Origin of the sequence: Lactococcus nasutitermitis, from assembly GCF_018403765.1 — a bacterium.
Lineage (GTDB): Bacteria > Bacillota > Bacilli > Lactobacillales > Streptococcaceae > Lactococcus > Lactococcus nasutitermitis.
The window spans coordinates 72,138-93,115 of record NZ_BOVQ01000005.1 but is presented as its reverse complement, the minus strand read 5'-3'; the positions used below and the strand labels follow the sequence as shown (position 1 = coordinate 93,115).

At 38.2% G+C, this 20,978-nt stretch carries 22 protein-coding genes and 1 pseudogene; 5 read left to right on the top strand and 18 right to left on the bottom strand.

From position 1 onward, the window contains the following. Nucleotides 1-11: 11 nt before the first annotated feature. From KJS36_RS06275 to KJS36_RS06255, 5 genes are all read right to left on the bottom strand, one after another. Nucleotides 12-197, bottom strand: coding sequence for a hypothetical protein (locus KJS36_RS06275; protein WP_213535805.1), 186 nt, complete (start codon nt 195-197; stop codon nt 12-14). After that, the gene (locus KJS36_RS06270) at nt 194-1,486 is read right to left on the bottom strand and encodes a pyrimidine-nucleoside phosphorylase (protein ID WP_213535803.1); all 1,293 of its coding nucleotides are present in this window, start codon (nt 1,484-1,486) and stop codon (nt 194-196) included. The genes KJS36_RS06275 and KJS36_RS06270 overlap by 4 nt, the downstream gene beginning before the upstream one ends. Nucleotides 1,487-1,498: 12 nt before the next feature. Next, nucleotides 1,499-2,101 carry a class I SAM-dependent methyltransferase gene (locus tag KJS36_RS06265; RefSeq protein WP_213535802.1) on the bottom strand — a complete coding sequence of 201 codons (603 nt, stop codon included), beginning with the start codon at nt 2,099-2,101 and terminating at the stop codon, nt 1,499-1,501. A gap of 83 nt (nt 2,102-2,184) precedes the next feature. Further along, nucleotides 2,185-2,847 (bottom strand): serine hydrolase, encoded by a 663-nt coding sequence (locus KJS36_RS06260; protein ID WP_213535801.1) that lies wholly within the window; start codon nt 2,845-2,847, stop codon nt 2,185-2,187. Further along, nucleotides 2,810-3,349, bottom strand: a complete 540-nt coding sequence (locus tag KJS36_RS06255; RefSeq protein ID WP_213535800.1) for a glycoside hydrolase, family 25 — start codon at nt 3,347-3,349, stop codon at nt 2,810-2,812. Before KJS36_RS06255 ends, KJS36_RS06260 begins: the two co-directional genes overlap by 38 nt. A 130-nt stretch (nt 3,350-3,479) precedes the next feature. On the opposite strand from KJS36_RS06255, the gene coaA reads away from it, so the two are divergent. The 5 genes and pseudogenes from coaA to KJS36_RS10940 all read left to right on the top strand — a co-directional run. Beyond that, nucleotides 3,480-4,400, top strand: coding sequence for a type I pantothenate kinase (coaA, locus tag KJS36_RS06250; RefSeq protein WP_213535799.1), 921 nt, complete (start codon nt 3,480-3,482; stop codon nt 4,398-4,400). 70 nt (nt 4,401-4,470) lie between these two features. Beyond that, nucleotides 4,471-4,755 carry an ArsR/SmtB family transcription factor gene (locus tag KJS36_RS06245; RefSeq protein WP_213535798.1) on the top strand — a complete coding sequence of 95 codons (285 nt, stop codon included), beginning with the start codon at nt 4,471-4,473 and terminating at the stop codon, nt 4,753-4,755. Continuing rightward, nucleotides 4,748-5,626, top strand: a complete 879-nt coding sequence (locus KJS36_RS06240) for a cation diffusion facilitator family transporter (RefSeq protein ID WP_213535797.1) — start codon at nt 4,748-4,750, stop codon at nt 5,624-5,626. The genes KJS36_RS06245 and KJS36_RS06240 overlap by 8 nt, the downstream gene beginning before the upstream one ends. 104 nt (nt 5,627-5,730) lie before the next feature. Then, nucleotides 5,731-7,275, top strand: coding sequence for a glutamine-hydrolyzing GMP synthase (guaA, locus tag KJS36_RS06235; protein ID WP_373306162.1), 1,545 nt, complete (start codon nt 5,731-5,733; stop codon nt 7,273-7,275). 71 nt (nt 7,276-7,346) lie between these two features. Next, nucleotides 7,347-7,403: pseudogene (locus KJS36_RS10940) on the top strand (GMP synthase (glutamine-hydrolyzing)); the annotation flags it as partial. A 168-nt stretch (nt 7,404-7,571) separates the two neighbouring features. Here KJS36_RS10940 and KJS36_RS06225 read toward each other — a convergent pair. The 13 genes from KJS36_RS06225 to KJS36_RS06165 form a co-directional block, all read right to left on the bottom strand. Continuing rightward, nucleotides 7,572-8,825, bottom strand: a complete 1,254-nt coding sequence (locus KJS36_RS06225; protein ID WP_213535794.1) for a tyrosine-type recombinase/integrase — start codon at nt 8,823-8,825, stop codon at nt 7,572-7,574. Continuing rightward, nucleotides 8,770-9,186 carry a hypothetical protein gene (locus KJS36_RS10825; RefSeq protein WP_244842772.1) on the bottom strand — a complete coding sequence of 139 codons (417 nt, stop codon included), beginning with the start codon at nt 9,184-9,186 and terminating at the stop codon, nt 8,770-8,772. Before KJS36_RS10825 ends, KJS36_RS06225 begins: the two co-directional genes overlap by 56 nt. Further along, on the bottom strand, nt 9,176-9,421 hold the full coding sequence (locus tag KJS36_RS06215; protein ID WP_213535792.1) for a hypothetical protein: 246 nt from the start codon (nt 9,419-9,421) through the stop codon (nt 9,176-9,178). The genes KJS36_RS10825 and KJS36_RS06215 overlap by 11 nt, the downstream gene beginning before the upstream one ends. 385 nt (nt 9,422-9,806) lie before the next feature. Continuing rightward, nucleotides 9,807-11,591, bottom strand: coding sequence for a helix-turn-helix domain-containing protein (locus KJS36_RS06210; protein ID WP_213535790.1), 1,785 nt, complete (start codon nt 11,589-11,591; stop codon nt 9,807-9,809). A gap of 135 nt (nt 11,592-11,726) precedes the next feature. Beyond that, on the bottom strand, nt 11,727-12,677 hold the full coding sequence (recA, locus tag KJS36_RS06205; protein ID WP_213535788.1) for a recombinase RecA: 951 nt from the start codon (nt 12,675-12,677) through the stop codon (nt 11,727-11,729). Between the two features lie 16 nt (nt 12,678-12,693). After that, entirely contained in the window at nt 12,694-13,095 is a 402-nt protein-coding gene (locus KJS36_RS06200) for a hypothetical protein (RefSeq protein ID WP_213536176.1), read from the bottom strand. Between the two features lies 1 nt (nt 13,096). Beyond that, nucleotides 13,097-14,539: a Y-family DNA polymerase gene (locus KJS36_RS06195; protein ID WP_213535786.1), complete on the bottom strand. Its 1,443-nt coding sequence runs from the start codon at nt 14,537-14,539 to the stop codon at nt 13,097-13,099. Nucleotides 14,540-14,551: 12 nt separating this feature from the next. Further along, nucleotides 14,552-15,328 (bottom strand): helix-turn-helix domain-containing protein, encoded by a 777-nt coding sequence (locus tag KJS36_RS06190; protein WP_213535784.1) that lies wholly within the window; start codon nt 15,326-15,328, stop codon nt 14,552-14,554. A 310-nt stretch (nt 15,329-15,638) separates the two neighbouring features. After that, nucleotides 15,639-16,805, bottom strand: coding sequence for a nucleotide sugar dehydrogenase (locus KJS36_RS06185; RefSeq protein WP_044009673.1), 1,167 nt, complete (start codon nt 16,803-16,805; stop codon nt 15,639-15,641). After that, on the bottom strand, nt 16,805-17,584 hold the full coding sequence (locus tag KJS36_RS06180; protein ID WP_213535782.1) for a DNA-methyltransferase: 780 nt from the start codon (nt 17,582-17,584) through the stop codon (nt 16,805-16,807). The genes KJS36_RS06185 and KJS36_RS06180 overlap by 1 nt, the downstream gene beginning before the upstream one ends. 70 nt (nt 17,585-17,654) lie before the next feature. Beyond that, on the bottom strand, nt 17,655-19,295 hold the full coding sequence (abc-f, locus tag KJS36_RS06175; RefSeq protein WP_244842770.1) for a ribosomal protection-like ABC-F family protein: 1,641 nt from the start codon (nt 19,293-19,295) through the stop codon (nt 17,655-17,657). A 164-nt stretch (nt 19,296-19,459) separates the two neighbouring features. Continuing rightward, the gene (locus tag KJS36_RS06170) at nt 19,460-20,113 is read right to left on the bottom strand and encodes a 4'-phosphopantetheinyl transferase family protein (protein ID WP_169869143.1); all 654 of its coding nucleotides are present in this window, start codon (nt 20,111-20,113) and stop codon (nt 19,460-19,462) included. A 39-nt stretch (nt 20,114-20,152) separates the two neighbouring features. Beyond that, entirely contained in the window at nt 20,153-20,962 is an 810-nt protein-coding gene (locus KJS36_RS06165) for a fructosamine kinase family protein (RefSeq protein ID WP_213535780.1), read from the bottom strand. Nucleotides 20,963-20,978: the final 16 nt, after the last annotated feature.

The window sequence follows — 20,978 nt, the reverse complement described above, 5'->3', positions numbered from 1 at the left end:
TTTCTCCAATATTATTTTTTTAATTTTAAGTAAATTAATCCGATAAGGCTGTAAACAATGATAAAAACGAGGATAAATGCAAAAAATGAGAGCCAAGCATTATTGACATAAAGCCGAACAATCGTTCCCAAAGTTGCTGAGATGACAACTTGAATAGCCTTGACAGCATTTGGAATTTGCAAATCATCTTTTTTCATCGTACAACCTCAAGGATTTCTTTTTGATGAACTGCTTCGTTTGTGATGACGAGGGATTTTTTAAATTCAGCAATCAGTTCTGCTGTGATTGGGTTATTGCTGTAAAGCTCAGCAATCGTATCGCCTATTTTAACTGCTTCCCCAACTTTTTTGCTGAGAGTGATACCTGCTTCAAAGTCAATCTTGTCAGATTTCGTCGCACGTCCTGCACCAAGCTTCATGGCAAGAACTCCGATGTTGTAGGCTTTTTCTTCAGCAATATATCCTGCCTGCTCTGCTTTTATCCCAACTGTATATTTTGTATTGAGCGGCTCTGTGAGATTTTCAAAGGCTGTTGGGTCTCCTGACTGCGCTATTATCATTTCTTTAAATTTTGTATAAGCACTGCCATTGTCAAGATGTTCGAGAATTTCAGGGATTGTTTTTTCTAATCCTGCGAGTTCTAACATGAGCTGGGCGAGTTCAGCGATAAATTCGCGGAAATCTTTACTTCCTTTGCCATTTAAAGTATTCACTGCTTCGGTAATTTCATTACGATTGCCAATAGCAAGTCCGAGTGGTTGGTTCATGTTAGTGAGAACAGCGACTGTTTGGCGTCCTACGGCTTTTCCAAGGTCAACCATTGTACGTGCCAAAATACGCGCATCATCAATATTTTTCATGAAAGCACCGTCGCCGACTGTTACATCAAGTAAAATAGCGTTGCTACCGGCGGCGATTTTCTTGCTCATGACAGAACTTGCTATCAAGGGAATAATATCAACTGTTGCTGTCACATCACGTAGTGCGTAAAGGAGTTTATCCGCCTTGACGAGGTCATCGGATTGTCCAATGACAGAAAGCCCAATATTTTTGACTTGCGCGATAAAGTCAGGAATACTTTTTTCAATCTTGAAACCGGGAATGGACTCTAGCTTATCCAGCGTTCCTCCTGTATGTCCGAGACCGCGCCCACTCATCTTTGCCACAGGTACACCAAATGAAGCCACTAGAGGAGCGAGAATCAGTGTAACTTTATCACCGACACCGCCAGTTGAATGTTTATCTACTTTGACACCGGAAATACTACTCAAATCAATTTGCTTGCCTGAGGCAACCATTGCCATCGTCAAATGTGCTGTTTCTTCAGTTGTCATACCTTTAAAGTAAATCGCCATAGCGAGAGCTGACATCTGATAATCAGGAACGATACCTGCGACATAATTTTCAATCATCCAGTCGATTTCGGCTTTGCTAAATATGCCTCCATCTCTTTTTTTCTGAATGAGGTCAACCATTCTATATGTCATTTTTTCCCTCCTTTATTTTTCTTTGATACTTTGTAGAATGTAATAACCTTTGTCTTTGGTCATGATTTCACAATTTCCAAAAACTTCTTGCATTTTCTTTTGGGCGCTTGGTGCGCCTTGTTTTTTTTGAATGACGATTGTGAGTGTGCCAGCGAGATTTAGATGTTCATATGCGCCTTCCAAGATACTATGAACGACTTCTTTTCCCGCGCGAATTGGTGGATTACTGATGATACTGTCAAATTTTTCACTGACAGCTTCATAAATGTCTGATTGCTCTACTTTGGCATTTTTGACAGAATTGTCAAAAACATTTTTTGTTGCCAAATCAAGTGCGCGACTGTTGACATCAATCATTGTCACGTTCAGGTCGTATTTTTTTGCTAAAGTAATTCCTAAAACACCATAACCGCACCCAACATCAAGCAGTGTTTTTGCCATTTTAGGTTCATAATTTTCTAATAAAACGCGTGAGCCATAATCAATCGCATTTTTACTGAACACACCAGCATCGGTTGAAAATCTGAGTGGAATGTCTAGTAGCTGCACATTGAGCGTTTGAATATCGTGTGCTAAATCACGATTATCTTCGTAGTACATATTTGTTTTTGCCATTGTTTCTATTTTATCATAAATAGGCTATATCTTTCTGATAAAAATGTTGCAAAAAAGTTTGACAGTTCTGTCAAACTTTTTTATCAGCCTACAATCGTTTGAACTTGCTTAGAAATCCTGCAAATCAAATCAAAATTGGTCTGATTATTTGTCATCAGTACCAAGATATAAGGATGCTTATCATAAACAATCCCTGCATCATTGCGTACATCCCAGAGAAAGCCTACTTTATCAGCAACAACTTGTCCTGTCCCTGCTGGAATGCCACTGCGATAGACTTGATTTTTCATCAAGCTTAGCAGGTAAGAAACATTGCTATCACTACTGTGGCTATTATAATATTTCAAAATATTGCCTAAGTCATTTGCGCTTGTCATTGCATGGTCAGAATTGTTAAAAATTCCTTTGTACCCCTGCGACTTAAGATAAGTGTCAATCGTCGCTTTACCATATTTTGCGATAATCCATTGTGGAAAAGTATTGTCAGAAATATGAATCATATCATAAAATCCTGAACGCACGGTTCCACTAGAATAAGGATAGGCACTGTTCCAGCTGAGTTTCCCCGTCTCAATCTGATGAATAACAAAAAGTGCGATGAATAATTTATAAGTTGAAGCTGATGTTATAAGTGTCGCTGTATTTTTACTTACTGTCTGTCCTGTTTCAAGATTGTAATAATAAGCAGCTGTGAGGTTCGGCGTTGCGTTAAAAAGATTGCTCAGGGCAGTCGTTGCTTGGGACACCCTTACCTAGAGCTGTCGCATACCAAGCAGTTGTACCGTATTTCCACCCAACTTTTAAAAGCCCATTTTGTTCGGCAAGATTAGTTGTAAAATTATGTGCACCAGAGATAGCATTGGGATTGTAGGCGACATAAACAGGAACAGTACCTCCTGAATGCCAGAAAATTCCGTCATAGTGCCAACCAGCTTTGATGAGCATATTTTTTTCAGTCAAACTCTCTGTATAATAATGGTCACCTCCTTTGACATTAGGATTGTAGAGACGATAAACATTAGCTCCCGTTGTCGGTGCGCTCCAGCCTATTCCCTCATCTTGCCAACCAATATGTAAAAGCTGTGTTTGTTCAACTTTACTGCTGGTGTAAAAATGCTCTCCGGTATTCGGATTGTACAGACGATAAACAGACACACTGGGAACCGTTGCTGCCTGAACTTTTCCTGCATAAAAGCTTATTCCTAATACAAAAACTAGCAAAGACACAACGTAGTATAGTTTTTTCATTTTTCTCTTATCCATTCATTGATTTGACAGAATTGTCAAAAATTATTATCTCTATTATAGCAAAGTTTTGATAAAAGCGAATTCAAAAAATGAGTATACCATTTTACTAAATTTGTGGTAAAATATTTTCATGAATGAATTCATGAATTTTGACGAAATCTCGCGTGAAACTTGGCAAAATCTTTATAAAACGTCGATTGCGCCTTTAACAAATAAAGAGCTGGACGGTATCCGCTCGCTCAATGATGAAATTAGCTTACAAGACGTACAGGACGTGTATTTGCCACTTGTGCATCTTTTGCGTCTTTACAAAAAAAATCTCGAAGATATGAGCTTCAGCAAAGGACTTTTTCTGCAAAAAATTGTGAAAACACCACCGCTGATTATCGGAATTTCTGGCTCTGTTGCCGTCGGAAAATCGACAACTGCGCGCCTTGTGCAGCTGCTTCTTTCGCGTGCTTTTAAAAATCTCAGCGTTGAGTTGGTCACGACAGATGGTTTTCTTTATTCAAGTGATGTCCTCAAAGAGCGCGATTTGATTGAGCGCAAAGGTTTTCCTGAGAGTTATGATATGGAGCGTTTACTCGATTTTCTCTATCGTGTGAAAAATGGCGAAACTTGTGAAATTCCGATTTATTCACATGAAATTTACGATATTTTACCCGATAAAATGCAGGAAATTAACAATCCAGATATTCTGATTGTTGAAGGTATCAATGTCTTGCAAAACCAGCAAAATCAACTGCTTTACGTGAGTGATTTCTATGATTTTTCAATTTATGTTGATGCAGACGAAACACTGATTGAAAAATGGTATCTGGAACGTTTTGACAGTTTGCTCAAACTTGCTCAAAAAGATGATACAAATTTTTATCATCAATTTACAAAAATGCCTTTTGACGAAGTGATGAAAATCGCCCGTGAAACTTGGGCAAAAGTCAATCGTGTCAATCTGCATGACTACATTGAACCTACCAGAAATCGTGCCGAAATTATCCTGCACAAAACAGATAATCATCATATTGATAAGATTTATCTAAAAAAATTCTGATAAAAGTTTTTGACAGAATGGTCAAAAATTTTTTCTTGACAAACACATTAAAAAATTATAATATGTTAATATGAATAATGAACTTATCTCAGAATTTCTCAAACTTCTCGCCAATGAAAATCGTCTTGCCATCATTCTCAGCCTTGCCAAGCAGCCACTCATTGTCAGCGAGATTGTCGAACAAACAAAAATTTCACAATCTCTTGCCAGTCAACAACTCAAACTCCTCAAATCGGCACGTATTGTCAGCAGCGAACGTCATGGAAAATCTGTCCTGTACTCACTTTATGACCAACACATTTTGCACCTGCTCAAAGATATTTCAGAACACGTATCGGAGAAATCTCATGACTAGATTTTTAAACAAATTAACCACTAAAAACGTAATGATTGTTTTTCTTCTCAACTTTTTCTTTGCCATTTTAGAGTTTATTTTCGGTTTTCTTTTTAACTCGGCAGCGATTTTGTCAGATGCTGTGCATGATTCTGGCGATGTGATTGCGATTGGGCTGGCTTGGTTTTTTCAAAAACTTTCTAAACGTAAAGAAGACAGTCACTTTTCCTTTGGTTATCAACGTTTTAGCCTTTTAGGCGCACTGATTACCAGCGTGATTTTGATTACTGGAAGTTTGATTGTCTGCCTCACAACTTTCCCTCGACTTTTCAATCCTCAGCAAATTAAAGCAAGTGGAATGCTTTTTCTCGCCATTTTTGCAATTCTCGCCAATCTTTTTGGTGCTTATTTATTGGCGCGCGGACATTCAAGAAATGAAAGTATTCTCAATCTTCATGCTCTGGAAGATGTTCTTGGTTGGCTTGCCGTTCTGATTATTTCGATTGTCTTACATTTTGAGCCTTGGTACTGGCTTGACCCACTTCTTTCAATCCTCATTTCAGCTTTCATTTTAAGTAAAGCCATTCCAAAATTCATCGGAACATTGAAAATTCTGCTAGAAGCGACACCACTTGAACTCAATTACAGTGAGCTGCGCGCGAAAATCGAAGAACTTCCTGAAGTCAGAAATGTCACTCAGCTCAATATCTGGTCAATTGATGGTGAGGAAAATGCTGTGCTGCTCCATCTTACAATTCCAGAAGCACAAGATTTTTCTGCCACAAAATCCGCTGTCAGAAAACTTTTCATCTCTTACAAAGTCTGTCAATGTGCGATTGAGCTTGACGAAACTGTCAAAGAACATAAAACGCATCCAATTTACCAAAAATGAGCTTCAGAATTTTTTGACAGAACTGTCAAAAAAATGTTATGAACGCTGACAACTATTTTTAACGAAATTATGCTAAAATAGCCTTAAGAAATTCTTAGGAGGTCATCTTGTCTGACAAACAACTTGAAAAAATTATCGTCCTTGATTACGGTAGCCAATACAACCAGCTCATCTCGCGCCGGATTCGTGAAATCGGTGTTTTTTCTGAGCTAAAGAGCCACAAATTAACTGCAAACGAAATCCGCGAAATTTCCCCAATCGGAATCGTTCTTTCCGGAGGTCCAAACTCGGTTTATGACGAAAATTCCTTCGACATTGACCCAGAAATTTTTGAACTCGGCATTCCAATTCTCGGTATTTGTTACGGAATGCAACTCATGAGCCAAAAACTCGGAGGACACGTCGAAGCCGCGCCTGACCGTGAATACGGAAAAGCGATGATTGACATTCAAACTGATTCACAGCTTTTTGCTGACACACCTAGAAGTCAGCAAGTGTTGATGAGCCATAGCGACCGTGTTACCACCATTCCAGAAGGTTTTCACACCGTTGCAACTTCACCAAACAGCCCTTTTGCCGCCGTTGAAAACACCGCACGCAAACTTTACGGCATTCAATTTCACCCAGAAGTGCGCCATTCCACCTACGGCAATGACATTCTGCGCAATTTCGCTCTGAAAATTTGTGCTGCAAAAGGCGATTGGTCAATGGATAATTTCATCGAAATGCAAATTTCAGAAATTCGCAAAAAAGTTGGTAAAAACAAAGTTTTACTTGGACTTTCTGGTGGTGTTGACAGCTCTGTTGTCGGCGTTCTCTTGCAACGCGCGATTGGTGACCAACTTACATCTATCTTCGTTGACCACGGCTTCCTACGTAAAGACGAAGCCAATCAAGTCATGGAAACACTCGGTGGCAAATTTGGGCTAAACATCATCAAAGTTGATGCGCAAAAACGCTTCATGGACAAACTTACCGGTATTGCTGACCCTGAGAAAAAACGCAAAATTATCGGAAATGAATTTGTCTATGTTTTCGATGATGAAGCCTCAAAACTTCATGATGTCAAATTCCTCGCGCAAGGCACACTATATACCGATGTGATTGAGTCAGGAACTGATACTGCACAAACAATCAAATCGCATCACAATGTTGGCGGACTTCCTGAGGATATGCAATTCAAACTCATTGAACCGCTCAACACACTTTTCAAAGACGAAGTGCGTGCGCTCGGCACGCAGCTTGGAATGCCTGATGAAATCGTCTGGCGTCAACCATTCCCAGGCCCAGGACTTGCCATTCGTGTCATGGGTGATTTGACCGAAGACAAAATCGAAGTCGTTCGTGAATCTGATGCTATTCTCCGTGAAGAAATCGCCAAAGCCGGTCTTGAACGTGACGTTTGGCAATATTTCACAGTCAACACAGGCATTCGTTCCGTCGGTGTCATGGGCGACTATCGAACTTACGATTACACCGTGGCAATTCGCGCGATTACCTCAATTGACGGAATGACAGCAGACTTTGCACGTCTCCCTTGGGACGTTCTACAAAAAATATCCGTCCGTATCGTCAACGAAGTCGATCATGTCAACCGCATAGTGTACGACATCACGAGTAAACCACCTGCTACTGTCGAGTGGGAATAATGTGTTTGCGGTACTGTCCCTTGGCGGTCTGTCCATTCTCGCTACGCGACTAAAGTCGCTAGTCGAATCGCAACCGCATAGTGTACGACATCACGAGTAAACCACCTGCTACTGTCGAGTGGGAATAGTGATAAGTGTTGCTTTAAAGCGAGAAACCTTAATTTTTCTGCACTCAACAGGTTATATAAACATCTAAAACTATTTAAATTATGCTAAATTTATAATAAAAAGTAGGGACTTTTGTCGTTATCTTCCTCATACTTCCCAAAAGCCCTGTTTGTCTGACTTCTTTGATTTCATGCTCTGGCAGCTTCTCCCGATAATTCCTCAATATTCCTAATTTTTTCGTGAATTTTTTGTGAATTTCTGACGGAGAAATCTTTGAGCACGTGGTCGGCTTTTTCAAGAAGAATAGGCGTGACATGGCGACCGTACACCCGACTAATCATCTGGGTATCCGCCCAGCCCCCTCGTGCTACGATAATCTGCTCATCAACACCTAGTTCTTTTTGTACGAGCACATTACTATGGCGCATCGCGTGAGAAACAAAAGAAGTGATGAGTTTATAGGGAAGAACATCATGGAAAGTTTTGAGATAGTCGTTAATCAAGGTCTGACTCAATAAGTGATCATTTTCTTGGACAAAGACAAAATCATTCCCGTCATGGTTCCTTTCCCAAAACCATGACAAGATCTCAATTTCTCGTTTCTTTAAAACAATGCTTCGCTCTGATTGAGTAGTTTTTAAGGGTTTGACTTTAGGATTGGTAACAGACGAATTGACATCAAGCTGCGTTTTCAGATAAATCACGCCCTGTTGAAAGTCAATATCCTGATAGCGTAAGCCGAGTGACTCAGAAATACGGTCGCCAATAGAGAATTGAAATTCAATGAACATCCGTCGTCTCCACTTATTGTTCTTGGCTGTTTCTGTCGTAGAACGATCCGCTCTTTCTTCCATTGCATCAAGTAAAATTCGCATTTCTTCAACCGTGAAATACTTATCCTCACGTTTTTGCTTTTCTTCAAGCGTTTCCTTGTGTCTTGGGAGGCGCACCCGATACATTGGACTTTCTTTAATATACCCTTCATCTTCACAGAATTGGAAAAACAAATTAAGTTTACTCCGATAATTCTTGCGAGAACTAGGTGCGACTTTCAATTTCATCAAATAGTCTTTGATGTGATCTTTTTCAAGCTTGACTAGCTGCCATTTGCCAAAGGTTGACTTGAACACACGGGTATTGTCAATGTCGTCTGTATGAGTCCCCACAGCCACCGAACCATCACGGAATTTGTACCATTCATCGAGCGCTTCACTTACAGTCAGGTTCTTCTTTTTCTTATTAAAACCGTCTAAAATCCTCCGCACTTTCTGCTCAAGCTTCGGCTTTGCCGCGTCCAATGCACCTTTGGTCACACTATTAGAGCCGCAAGTGACCTGTTTCCACTTGTCCTCAAAAGGGTGATAATAGTCCATTACGATGCGATATTTATAGGTGCCTGAAGCCTTTTCTGGATAATACCTCAAGCCATCTTTTGTTGCCATTTTTGTCTCCTTCTTGTCTCACAAAAAGGAGCGTATTGAACACTCCTATTATACCATTTAAAACTTTACTTCGTCGAGGTTTAAAGCACGACTTAGCATTATTTTTGGCATCACCACAGCTGCTTTTCTTGTTGCTCACGAGCCAGATACTGAAGATATTCCTCATAGCCTTTGACTGAGATATTCTCCAGTTATGTCCCACGTTTAGGACATAACTGGAGAACTCTGGCAATCGCCGCATCGCTGTTAAATCATTGGCCAAAGTCTTCACGTTGACGCCAAAGATATAAGCAATTTCTTGCTTAGTGCCGTAAAGCTTGACCATTTTCTTTTTGGGGGTGATTTCTGTCTTAGTGTCCATATTTTCCTGTCCTCTCTTGTGTTTGAACTTCCAAATAAGTGTCTTGAATATAATTCACCAGTTGTTGACGAGTACGATAGAGCATGGCATAGTTCTTTGGAATCCGAAAATGCTCTACTTTATCTTTCATTTGCAGGCAAAGCGTCTTTTGCTCCAAAGGTCGCCCCTCATAAATCTTAAAACTAAAGTTGAAATTCCGACGGAAACGTTCTAATTGTTGTTCGTAGTAGTTCATAATACTCTCTTTTCCTATTGTGATTTTCTTCGAAGAATACAAACGACGGGAATCGAACCCGCAATCAAAATTCCTTTTGATTTTCTCCATCGGAACGTTTGTACAAAATGTGATAACGGTGTTTTTATATAGCGGGCGCAGTCCTTGGCTCTCTCCCTCTCGTAAGTTTTGCCTTACAGATTTAATATTCACAATGAGAGAACGTTTTATCCCTTCTCTACATTCTATTTTAGCGATATAAAAACAAATGAACAGGACATCCCGTGGCGGATAACTTTCGCTTAACCGCGCCAAAAAGAGCATTTCTCAAAAAAGAAATGCTCTGTAATCCTTGCTACTATAGGTTTTCAATCCGCCATCGGGTGGCGGATAAACTAAAAAATTTTTAACTTTCTTTGCCCAGCCGACCAAACCCCTGCGCTTCCAAGATGTCATTACACTCAAAGATGGTACTGGTATAGCAACAGTTGAGCAAGAAACGGTAAAGAAAGTGCAGTTCCATATTCCCTAACCGTTTGCTTGACCGAGAAATAAGAATAGTGCTAATTTCTGGAGGCAAATGTAGCCCAATACACAGCTGAAGTATCAATTCAAGCGAGACATTATAATTTTCATCAGTTCGCATCCGATAAAGCGTCCGCTCACTAATCAAGGACTGTTCCTCCACTTTGGAGAGTGTTAACTCCGACCATTCAATCAGTTTTGAAACGGTTCCTGAAAAGCTCCCAGGCAGAGAAATCGCAAGATTTTGAAGTTCAATCATGCGATGGCGAATGAGATACTTTTCGTCCACATTTTTCTTATTGATGAAGTGTGCCTCAAAACGAATTTCCTGATTGGCGTCTCGATAAAGCACTTCATCAAAGCAAGTGTTGGCTTTTTTATCTTGGACAACCAGTTCAAAAATGAGGCAACATTCTTCCATGTGAAGTCGCGCATACTCTTTCAGTTCCATCCTTCCGAACTTATTTGTTTGGAGATACTTCGGGTCATTCAAACAAAAATGGGAATCCACATAAAGGTAATTTCCTGTATCAAGTTTCTCCTGAAGTTCCTTGTTTGTTGCACTTTGGCGAATTGCCTCCTCTAAAGAAATTGCAAAAGTTTGTGTTTGAGTGAGTGTACCTCGTTTGAAAACATAAGGTTGGACATAATGACCGTCCACATATTTGTAAATACCGCGTGCCTCCTCAAAACCTGCATCAAGCAATCGAATTTTAGCGGCCATTTTTGAGACGTGATAAAAGTTAGCCAAGCTATCAATGACATAAATCATTTCGCCAATCAAATTTGATTGCTCGCCACTGAGGTAGTGATAAACTCCTTGTAGTTCTATCACTTTATCCTTGAAAGGGACAAGTGGCATTTGAAGTCTTGGGGTCAACGTATTGGCTTGCCACTCAATCCAGTCTAGGGTCGTTTTATTACTGAAAGAACTTCTTAGAAAGCGCATTTTGGGTTGAAAAAGCCGAGCAAGGGTAAAAGTCTTGCGGTGTAACAACCAATGGACACATTCATGGACAATCGTATTATTGACTGCCCCATAATTTCGCGTGAGATAATGGCTGGGGTCAATCAGAATGGTGCCACCTTTAATCTCTTCCTCCACCATACTATCAGAAATTTTATCGTAAATTTCTACCTTTGTATCTGTAAAAATGGTCTCCCCAAAGATTGTCCCCGCTTTACTGAGCTTTCGCATTTTAATGTCCAGCCCCAAGTTCTGAGCAAATTTCATGGCATCTAGCACTTGGTTCGTGAGCAACGCTTCGGGATAATACTGTTTGATAATTCCACTTGCCACTTCGTCAAGCTGCTTGCGATGAAGGTAAGGAAGTAAAGTATCAGATAATGGCTTTTGATAAGAAGGTTTTCCTTGATAAGCAGAAACGGACAAGACCTGAAAATCTTCTAACCGCTTTTCTAAATCTCCTGTACAAGAAATCCGCAACCAAGAGTCAAAAAGATTTTCTCCCATCACAAGCTTTGCGACAACCACCACATCAAAGTTTAGCCGCATTAAAGGCACATCCTCTATGTAAACCGTGCGAACCTCTAAATCTTGTAATGAATCGTGACTGGTCTTTTCCAGATGAGCATTCACTGCGTTAAATAACGCTGACAAGAAATGCTTTTTGATGTACTGCGTGAACGAAATATCTTTTTCCATGACTCTCTCCTTGGAATTAACTTATCTCTATTTTGTTAGCCCTAACTTTTGCCGTGTATTCTCCTCAATCATATAAAGCACCTGACTGTGAATTTTGAGGTAGTCCTTCACTTCAAAAATTCCATTTCCGATTTTCTACCCCTTAAAGCTATACCATTTTCCAGATTGTTGGACAACATCAGCCTTTGCCGCACAAGTGACAATATCGACCGTAGGCGCAAATCCCTCACCCCAAATATTTTCTACCACTGCTTTTTTAAATGGCGAAGCCACCTTATTTTTAACCGTCGTTAGGGTGGTTTTCTTCCCAATCGCCAGCTCTCCCTGTTTGATTTTCTCAGAAGTTTTTACTTCAATCCGGATAGAAGTATAGAATTTTAGGGCTTTGCCGCCTGGTGTCGTTTCCCCCGTACCAAGAAAACCTGACAAATTTGACCGTACTTGATTGATAAATAGTACTACTGTTTTGCTCTTATTGACCAATGACACAATCCGCTTTAAACGCTCCGACATCATCTTAGCCAGTTCTGCCTGTGGATTAACCCCATCAATCTCAGCTTGTGGGATCAATGCGGCGACTGAATCAATCACGATAAGATCTAACGCCCCTGTCTTGACCAGTTCTTCTAAAGCGTCAAATGCCTTTTCGCCTGAATCAGGCTGTGAGAAAATCAAATCATCAAGATTCACTCCAATACTCTCTGCATAGTCAGGGTCTAGTGAGTTTTCGACATCAATATAAGCCGCAATGCCACCCAATTTTTGTGCTTGGGCAACGGCGTGTAAGGCAACCGTTGTCTTGCCACTGGATTCTGCCCCAAACACTTCAATCAAGCGCCCACGCGGATAACCGCCAATTCCCATGGCAAGATCGAGGGACAAAATACCAGACGGGAGAGCTTGGACGCGCATTTCTTTCTTGGCTGACTCGTTCATGATTAAATCATCTCCATATTTATCATTTAAGCGTTGCATGGTGGCTTGTAGAGCTTTCTGCTTTTCCAACGGGTCAGTAATCTGCTTAATCGTCCGACGTTTTGAAAGGACAGCTGTCTCGCCTCTCCTTTCACTTTCTGGATTTTCCATTTGAGATTTCTTCCTTTCATTGAATTTCTGAATCTTCCTCTAGGATAATATTCAAAATATGATTCCCAGATAGCTCTTGATAGTGTCCGTCTAAGGTTTTTATAATGATTTGATGGTTCTCTCCTAGCCCATAAATACGACCTTTAACCTGTTTTGAGCCAAAACCGTCTTTAAGAAAAACCCGAATCACTTTCCCAGAGCTTAAAGCAAATAATAGCCGAAAACTAATTTCATCTGGTTCCAAGGTAGTCTCAGGTTGCTCTATTTGCGTTGATTGATAGTATTCTCTGTGTGTTGCCGCAAGTTCGGCCGTTGCGAATGGGTTCCACTTCATGACACGTCGGTCTTGATAGTTGCGGATTGCTTCAAATGGGCTATAAGAACGATCCACACGTTTTGTTCCTTCAATAATACTCAATTCAGTCCTCCAATCCACCAGCCGAATGTCCCCCAATCAGCTTACTACGTTCAATCGCCCGCGACCCTCTTTTCAAAATTGAGGCCCTTTGTATGGCTGTAAAGCCTTGCTTTTTACGAATCCTATCCATCGCTTCTTGAATTTTTTCCTCTTGGTGCTGGCGCGCCATTACCTTATCATCCTCGGCTTCATCAAAGAGGGAAATCAGCCGAAAAGGTGTATCAATCAGGCCATTGGCAGAAATCCCTACTTGACGTACCGCTCCGCCCTCAAAACGTTCCCTGAACAGTTGAAGCACGATTCTCTGAATTTCTACAGTTGAGTTCGTCGGCTCAATCCCTCGTGCAGCGTGAACCGTTTTGCGCGGTTCTTTTGCAGAAAAACCAACAAAGAAACTAATAGAGGTAGCTTCCTTTTTTTCTTTTCTCAGCCGCACCGCCACCTGCTCACACATCTCTTTTAAGACGATTTCGACTTCTCCCTGTCTGGTATAATCTCGCGGTAAGATTTGTGAATTGCCAAAACTGGTAGAAGCCTTTTGATAGTGGTCATGAATACTCGTCTCATCAATGCCATTGGCGTGGAAGAATTGTTGCAAGCCAATCGTCTTCATCTCTCGTTTAATCATGTCTGGGTCCGCATTGGCTAATTCCCGAATGGAGTAAATGCCGATTTTTTCAAAGTTTCGCTTAGTCCGCTTACTAATCCCCCAAAAATCCGTCATTTCTTCTATCGTCCAGACTTTTTCTTCCACATCTTCATAACGAATCAAGGCTCGCATATTCTGGCTATGTTTGGCGTAGTTATCCATCGCCAATTTGGCTAAAAGCGGATTATCGCCCATGCCAATCGTCACATAAAGTCCTGTTTGATAATAGAGTGTCCGTTGAATCTTCTGTGCCATTAAATCCATTTTCTTGTAGTAATCTGTCTCATCAGGAAAATAATAATCCAGTGATTCGGTCACATCCAAAAAGGACTCATCAATGGAATAAGGGTGGATTTCTGCCCTTGAGGTAAAGGTCGCCAAGATTTTCAAGACTTGGATATTAGACTGAATATAGAGCCCCATACGAGGTGGAACAATATAGGTGTCACGCGCCCAATCCTCGATAAATTTGACGTATTCCTCACTCGGCGGCTCTACATTCCCATAAAAATCACGATGTGTTTTATTCCAGCGGCTATAATTAAATTTACGGGTTTGCGGGTAAAAGGGCAATTCATGACTTCTTCCGACGTTTGACTTGCCAAAAACTTTTTTGAAAGTTGGGCTAGAGGCCAGAATCAGCCCCATCGAGTTGTCGCTGTGGCTCATCACGCAAAGGGAAGTTGTCAACGGGTCTAAGCCTCTTTCTCGGCACTCAATTGACGCGTAGTTAGACTTGACATCTTCAAAGAGTATGGCACGGCGTGGCTCTAACGAATAATCAAAATAGCCCATGATATACACCTCTTAATCCTCAATCAAGTCGGGGTCAATCTCTCGCACACAATCCACAACCGCCCCTAAAATACGCGCGTCTTCCTCTAAAAAAAAGTCCTTATACTGTGGATCAGAATTAAGCGAATGGCAGCGGAAAACGTCTTTCTCCCGAAAAACTTGTTTACAGTAGAGCGTTTCCTCGCCATAGCCTCCCTCGGAGATGACGTAAATGTCTCCATTCACATCAAAGCCGTTATTGACAAAAGTCACGACTGAACCATTCGGAATATCAGGTTCCATGGATTCACCTTTGATTCGTGCAGCACTATCATAGCGTCTGACTGGCGTATCGGTGTAGATAGTATAAGTTTCATAGTTGTCTTTGACACCTGTCCCAAATCCTGCAGAAAGTTCCTCATCTTGGACTTCAACTTCGTAGAGCTCTTTGCGATGATAAGTCCTAATCTCATAGACCACTGATGAATCATGAACCTCTAAGCGACTGGTGTTTCGTTCGACCATGACTTTTGCTAAGTCGCCAAGTGTCTCTTTTTGTTCTTGATATAGATTTTTATAATTATCGACTAAATCAATAACATCTTGTGCCTCTTGCTTCTCCCCTAGGAGATTTTGTAGGGAGACATCATAGATTTTAGTGATTTTTTTGAGTATTTCTAATGTCGGGTTAGTCTCTTTTTGTTCCCAAATTGCATAGGTTCCTTGTGTCATTCCAAGCCTTTTCGCGACTTCTTGCTGCGTCAAATGCTTTTCTTCCCGCAGGGCTTTCAATTTTTTACCGATGTTCATAACGCTCCTCCCGATTATTGAATTTATCAATATTATAACACTGAATATTTCTAAAATCAAGAGATATTATCCAAGAAATCGATAATTAATATTTATCATTTTTCCTCCAAATTTTCTAAAGCAATATTTTCTCCATTATTTTTGCTAATTACCTAGCAATCATCCCCAATAATGAACCAGATATAGTAAGAAATCCTCTGATTTTCTCCTTCCAAAATCACACAATTAAAAGCTAAGGCTGGATACCTTAGCTTTTAATTGGTGCTTATCATTATATTTCATAAATAATTCGACTACTTCCTCCTGAATTCTAATCCTCCCCATATACGTCACGAGTATAAACTTTTTCTTGGACACTTAGCAGTTGTCTAGAAAACCTGTTAGCAATAATAACGTCCGCCTTGTCTTTAAATTGATCAAAGTCACTATAAACTTGTATATCTTGGAATGTTTTCTCTTTCAATATTGGTTCAAAAATAATGACCCTAACTCCCAATGAAGCTAGCTCAAACATAACATCCTGAATGGATGATTCGCGGAAATTATCGGAGCTTTTCTTCATGACTAATCGATAAACACCAACCACTTTGGGGCGTTTTTTCATAATCATACTTACAATATGGTGCTTTCGAGTTGTATTAGAAGAAACGATAGATTGAATAATATTTTCTGGTATATAATCATAGTCAGCAAGTAATTGCTTTGTATCTTTTGGCAAACAGTACCCTCCATATCCAAAAGAAGGATTATTATAGTTCTTACCAATACGGGGATCTGAACAAATTCCTTCAATTATTTTTTTAGTATCCATTTCCTTAATTTCTGTAAATGTGTCAAGTTCATTGAAGAAAGCAACCCTTAACGCTAAATATGCATTAGCGAAAAGCTTTATTGACTCAGCCTCATTTTGGTTTGTAAGGAACACTGGAATATCTTCCCTAATGGCCCCATTGCACATGAGTTTCGCAAATTTTTCAGCATATAGTGATGTTCCTCCAACGACCACTCTAGTTGGATAAAGATTATCAATTAATCCTTTTCCCTCCCTTAAAAACTCAGGAGAAAATAGTATCTTATCAGTATCGAATTTCTCACACAATAAACTAGTATAACCGACAGGAACAGTTGATTTAATAATAATAACTGCTTCAGGCTTGCTTTGTTGTACATATTCCACGATTTCATCTACTGATGATGTATCAAATTTTTTCTTTTCTACATCGTAGCATGTCGGTGTCGCTATGACAACATATTCTGAAAATCGGATAGCTTCCTCTTTATTTGTAGTTGCTTTCAAATTTAACTTTTTACATTTTAAAAATATCGACACCTCTACGTCGAGAATTGGAGAAATTTTTCTGTTAATCATGTCAATTTTTTTATTGTCTATATCTACTAAAGTCACTTCATTAAATTGCGATAAAAGCACTCCTACCGTCAGCCCTACATATCCAGCACCTATGACAGCTATCTTCATCAACAATCCTCCTTATAATTATCTAAAGCTCCTATCTTCTGTAATAGTTTTTTCCCCTGTACATAGGTTTTCCGATTTGTTTCATATGTAATGAAATTTCTATTGTTTTCAAAGGAACAGATAGCTGTAGTAGCTTGCCCCATAAATGGATCTAAAATCACATCTTTACCAATGGAATAAATTTCAATCAATTTGTTTACTAACTCTTTGGGAAAAGCAGGTGGTCTAGTTGAGTAATCCCACGGGATGTGCCAAATACAATCCAATAATCTCGTCTCAGAAAAAACTTTACTATGCTTTATGAAGCCTTTTCTTTTCTTAAATATCATTACATACTCATAGTTATTCAAAATAAGCGTATTTTCATTAGAGTATATATCGTTAAATTTGTACACTTGGTTTTCAATATACTTAGAATTAATTATATCCCATATAATTGTCCCTTCAATATAAAATCCATGATTAACAAAATATTTCTCTATATCATGCTTTATATCATAATAACAATTTTGATTTTTCCTAGTAATCTCAACAGTACTACAAACATTGATACAAATTGTTCCGTCATCTTTCAAAGAGTCTATACACCTCTTCCAAACCTGATTCAAACTTTGCAAATATCTTTGATATGTTTCTGCAAATCCAATTTGTTTACTGCTTTTATAATCAACTAAGTAAAAATAAGGTGGAGATGTGATAACTAAATCCACGCTGGATTGTTTCAGTTCCTCCATTTCTCTTGCATCTTCATTATAGATAAAATTAGTTTTGTTTGTCATAATAAAATCCTTCTTCTCTAAAAAATTCATTTTCCTATTTTCTATGTAATGGCAGTAGAAAATCTAATTCCTAGACCAAATCTATAGGGAGGCTATCATATCTATCAATAGTTCCATTTTGAAAAATCAAGCTTTGATTAAAAATTTTTTTCAAAAAATAACGATCATGAGAAACAGCGATTAGTGTCCCCTGGTATTTTGAAAGAACCTGTTCAATTTCTTCTCTGGCTAAAATATCTAAATGATTTGTTGGTTCATCTAAAATTAAAAGATTAATTTTCTTCTGAAATATCGTCATCAAGTAAAGACGAACCTTTTCCCCACCAGATAAATCTTTAATTCGCTTAGTTACATCACTTGCATAAAAAGCAAATTTTGCTAATTCTCTACGTGCTTCTTGTTCATTCCCAATCAGTGTTTTTGCAACATCAATCAATCTAAGATTTACGTCTGAAAAGGTTATAATCTGTGGCACATAACCAATTTTAGCACTACTTGCAATCTTAAAAGTACCGCTATCTGCTTTAATCTGTCCCATTAGAATTTTCAATAGACAAGTTTTCCCAGAACCATTATCACCTAATATAGCTATCCTATCATTTCTTAAAACTGTAAAATTTGCATTCTCGAAAAGGATCCGATTCCCTATAGTCTTTACTAGCCCTTCTACGACGATTTGCTCTTTTCCAGCTTTTTCTGTACTCTTTACTTCAACTCTTAACCTGTTTTCATTGCGAGGAGGTTCCTTAATAAGAATCATTCTCTCTAACCGATGTTCAATTTCCTTTGCTTTTTTATAAAAATCTTGATTATCTCCCTCGTTTGCCCATTGCCGAAATTGCCTAATAAGTTTTTTTAGACGCAGAATTTCTCTTTGCTGAAGTTCATAGCTTTTTTTTAGTCTTTCAATCTCTTCCTTTTTTTGCTTAACATATTCCGAATAATTTCCCTTATAGCTGTTAGCTTTCCCATCTTCAAGCTGAACAACTTTCTTGACAGTATTATTTAAAAATTCTCGGTCATGAGAAATCACTATGAAAGCTTTATGAGTTGTTTTAAGGTAGTTTTCAAGCCAAATAATTCCTGTCATATCTAAATGATTCGTTGGTTCATCTAAAAGTAACAGTTCTGCATCAGACAAAAGAATTCTTGCTAACTCTACCCGTACCCTTTCGCCACCACTGATAAAAGACATCGGAAGGTACATTTGCTCTTCTAATCCAAAACTTTTAAGTATATTCACAATTCTATCTTCAATAGAGAACCCCCCAAGCGATTCAAACTTCTCTTGGACATTTCCATAATGATTTAACATTTCGTCAGAAGGAGAGGATTCATTAGAAAGCTGTTCTTCTAATTCTTGCAACTGTTTTTTTAAATAACCAATTTCCTCAAAACTTTCAAGAATATACTGAAAAGGTGATTGCTCTCCTATCGATAGTTCTTGCTGAACATACCCGATTTTTAATTTTTTCTTTTTATTGATACTCCCCAATTCTGGTGATATCTGACCAATCATAATTTTAAAAAGGCTAGTCTTTCCAGTGCCATTGTTTCCAATAAGGCCCATTTTATCACCTTCATTTACAGCAAAATCAAGCCCATCAAAAATGGGTAGCCCATCATAATTTTTTGTAATCTTAGTCAACTGAATTAACATATTTCTTCCAATCAATATTATTAAAAATGGAGTATCCGCAGCAGTATTCAATAGGTAAACATATTAAATCGTCTTTTTACTTACTGTGGATACTCTATATCCTTATCTTTATTCCTAATGTACGTATTTCTAAGATAGTATAGAATGAATTAGCTTGTAATAATAATTTATGTATTTTATAGATTAAATGCTTTTTGAACACCAAAGCAGCAAATCTACATACTTTTATTCAACTTCCCTTTTACAACTTGAAGAGGTTTCTGACTAAAGGATACAACTTTACATTTTAAATGAGTTCCTATATATCTAAAAATTGGACAATCTACTTCAAACTGGTCAGACTCAATTTTTTTCTCTCTAGTAACATCGAAAGAATTTAAAGGAAACATTAATCCAACACCATAATATTTTAATAGAGCTTCCTTAGAACACCAAATGTAATAAAATTTTTCAAGAGGTTTCTTTGATTTATGAATTAATTGATATTCATTTCTAGTGAAAAAACGTCGAGCAAATTCTAAGAATTTTTCTCTTTCAATCATACTCTCACAATCAATACCGATACTACTACTTGTTGTGATTGCCAAACAAATTATTTTTTGACTATGACTAATAGAAAAGTTCAATCTCTGACCACAAATATATGGTTTCCCCCACTGATTATAGCTAAACATTGTATGATTTAAGTTAAGACCTATCTCACTCATCACGGCATCAAAATAATCTTTACTATTTCTGCTTGCATTTGCCCCAAGTCTATCCATAAAAATATAATCGTACTTTTCTAACTTATATTTTCTTCTACCCAAAATTTTAAATGTGTTTACAAATTTATTTTCACATCCAAATAAATCAATTATTTTTTTCATAAATTTTAAAGCTATACTAATCACTAACTTCTTCCACCATTATTTTTTTAATTTATCTTGCCAAAAATAAAATGCAGAAATATACGCTTGTACATCGTTAGAATGATGTTTTAGACATCTTCCAATCCTGACAATTATCCCGAACAAAATTTCGTGAATTTTATACTCACACGAAAATACTTTTTTATAATTAAGTAAGTCAATTATATCTAAAATGTATAAATCCTTTATCTCTTCTGGTGTGGAAAGATACGCAAATATTAAATCATAAATTGGTACACCATAGATTGGCATGGGATCAATTATCCCGTTGATTTTATCCTCGTAAAAAATAACGTTATAAATTCCTAAGTCACCGTGAAGCAAATAAGGTTTTTCAGATTTAATATTGCTTAAAGCAATTTTTTCTATGATATTATCAATATCAATTTCAAAATTTATATCTGGGTTACCATTGATAAACATTTTTGCCTCTTTTCCTCTTTCGTGTAGAAAGCTTTCCCAACTTCCTACAGGAAAATTGGCTCTGCCCCAAATCTTTTTTTCAACGACTTGATATTTATTTACAATATTATTCACTAAAAACTTCAAAAGATATTCTTTATTGAGATTATTTTTTGTTCTCCCCTCAATGTATTTATATATGATAAAGGAATCATCAGAAGAAATTGCCAGTAGTTTAGGATACCACTCTACCTTTTCATAGTAATTCAAAAACATAGATTCATCCCGTAACACCTGAGAATTGTTCAATTTTATAACTATGCCACCATAAAGTGGTAAAGAAATATGGAAACAACTGCTTAATGTACCTCCCGATAATTTTTTTGCTTTTAAGTTATTTTTCAAAATGCTTCCTCTCTTC

Excerpts from the sequence above, each read along its gene's own strand:
- KJS36_RS06190 (WP_213535784.1), bottom strand. The coding sequence starts at position 15,328 with ATGAACATCGGTAAAAAATTGAAAGCCCTGCGGGAAGAAAAGCATTTG.
- coaA (WP_213535799.1), top strand. The coding sequence starts at position 3,480 with ATGAATGAATTCATGAATTTTGACGAAATCTCGCGTGAAACTTGGCAA.
- KJS36_RS06195 (WP_213535786.1), bottom strand. The coding sequence starts at position 14,539 with ATGGGCTATTTTGATTATTCGTTAGAGCCACGCCGTGCCATACTCTTT.
- recA (WP_213535788.1), bottom strand. The coding sequence starts at position 12,677 with ATGGAAAATCCAGAAAGTGAAAGGAGAGGCGAGACAGCTGTCCTTTCA.
- KJS36_RS06240 (WP_213535797.1), top strand. The coding sequence starts at position 4,748 with ATGACTAGATTTTTAAACAAATTAACCACTAAAAACGTAATGATTGTT.
- KJS36_RS06275 (WP_213535805.1), bottom strand. The coding sequence starts at position 197 with ATGAAAAAAGATGATTTGCAAATTCCAAATGCTGTCAAGGCTATTCAA.
- KJS36_RS06265 (WP_213535802.1), bottom strand. The coding sequence starts at position 2,101 with ATGGCAAAAACAAATATGTACTACGAAGATAATCGTGATTTAGCACAC.
- KJS36_RS06255 (WP_213535800.1), bottom strand. The coding sequence starts at position 3,349 with ATGAAAAAACTATACTACGTTGTGTCTTTGCTAGTTTTTGTATTAGGA.
- KJS36_RS10825 (WP_244842772.1), bottom strand. The coding sequence starts at position 9,186 with ATGGACACTAAGACAGAAATCACCCCCAAAAAGAAAATGGTCAAGCTT.
- KJS36_RS06245 (WP_213535798.1), top strand. The coding sequence starts at position 4,471 with ATGAATAATGAACTTATCTCAGAATTTCTCAAACTTCTCGCCAATGAA.
- KJS36_RS06170 (WP_169869143.1), bottom strand. The coding sequence starts at position 20,113 with ATGAAAAAAATAATTGATTTATTTGGATGTGAAAATAAATTTGTAAAC.
- KJS36_RS06210 (WP_213535790.1), bottom strand. The coding sequence starts at position 11,591 with ATGGAAAAAGATATTTCGTTCACGCAGTACATCAAAAAGCATTTCTTG.
- KJS36_RS06270 (WP_213535803.1), bottom strand. The coding sequence starts at position 1,486 with ATGACATATAGAATGGTTGACCTCATTCAGAAAAAAAGAGATGGAGGC.
- KJS36_RS06185 (WP_044009673.1), bottom strand. The coding sequence starts at position 16,805 with ATGAAGATAGCTGTCATAGGTGCTGGATATGTAGGGCTGACGGTAGGA.
- KJS36_RS06215 (WP_213535792.1), bottom strand. The coding sequence starts at position 9,421 with ATGAACTACTACGAACAACAATTAGAACGTTTCCGTCGGAATTTCAAC.
- KJS36_RS06180 (WP_213535782.1), bottom strand. The coding sequence starts at position 17,584 with ATGACAAACAAAACTAATTTTATCTATAATGAAGATGCAAGAGAAATG.
- KJS36_RS06225 (WP_213535794.1), bottom strand. The coding sequence starts at position 8,825 with ATGGCAACAAAAGATGGCTTGAGGTATTATCCAGAAAAGGCTTCAGGC.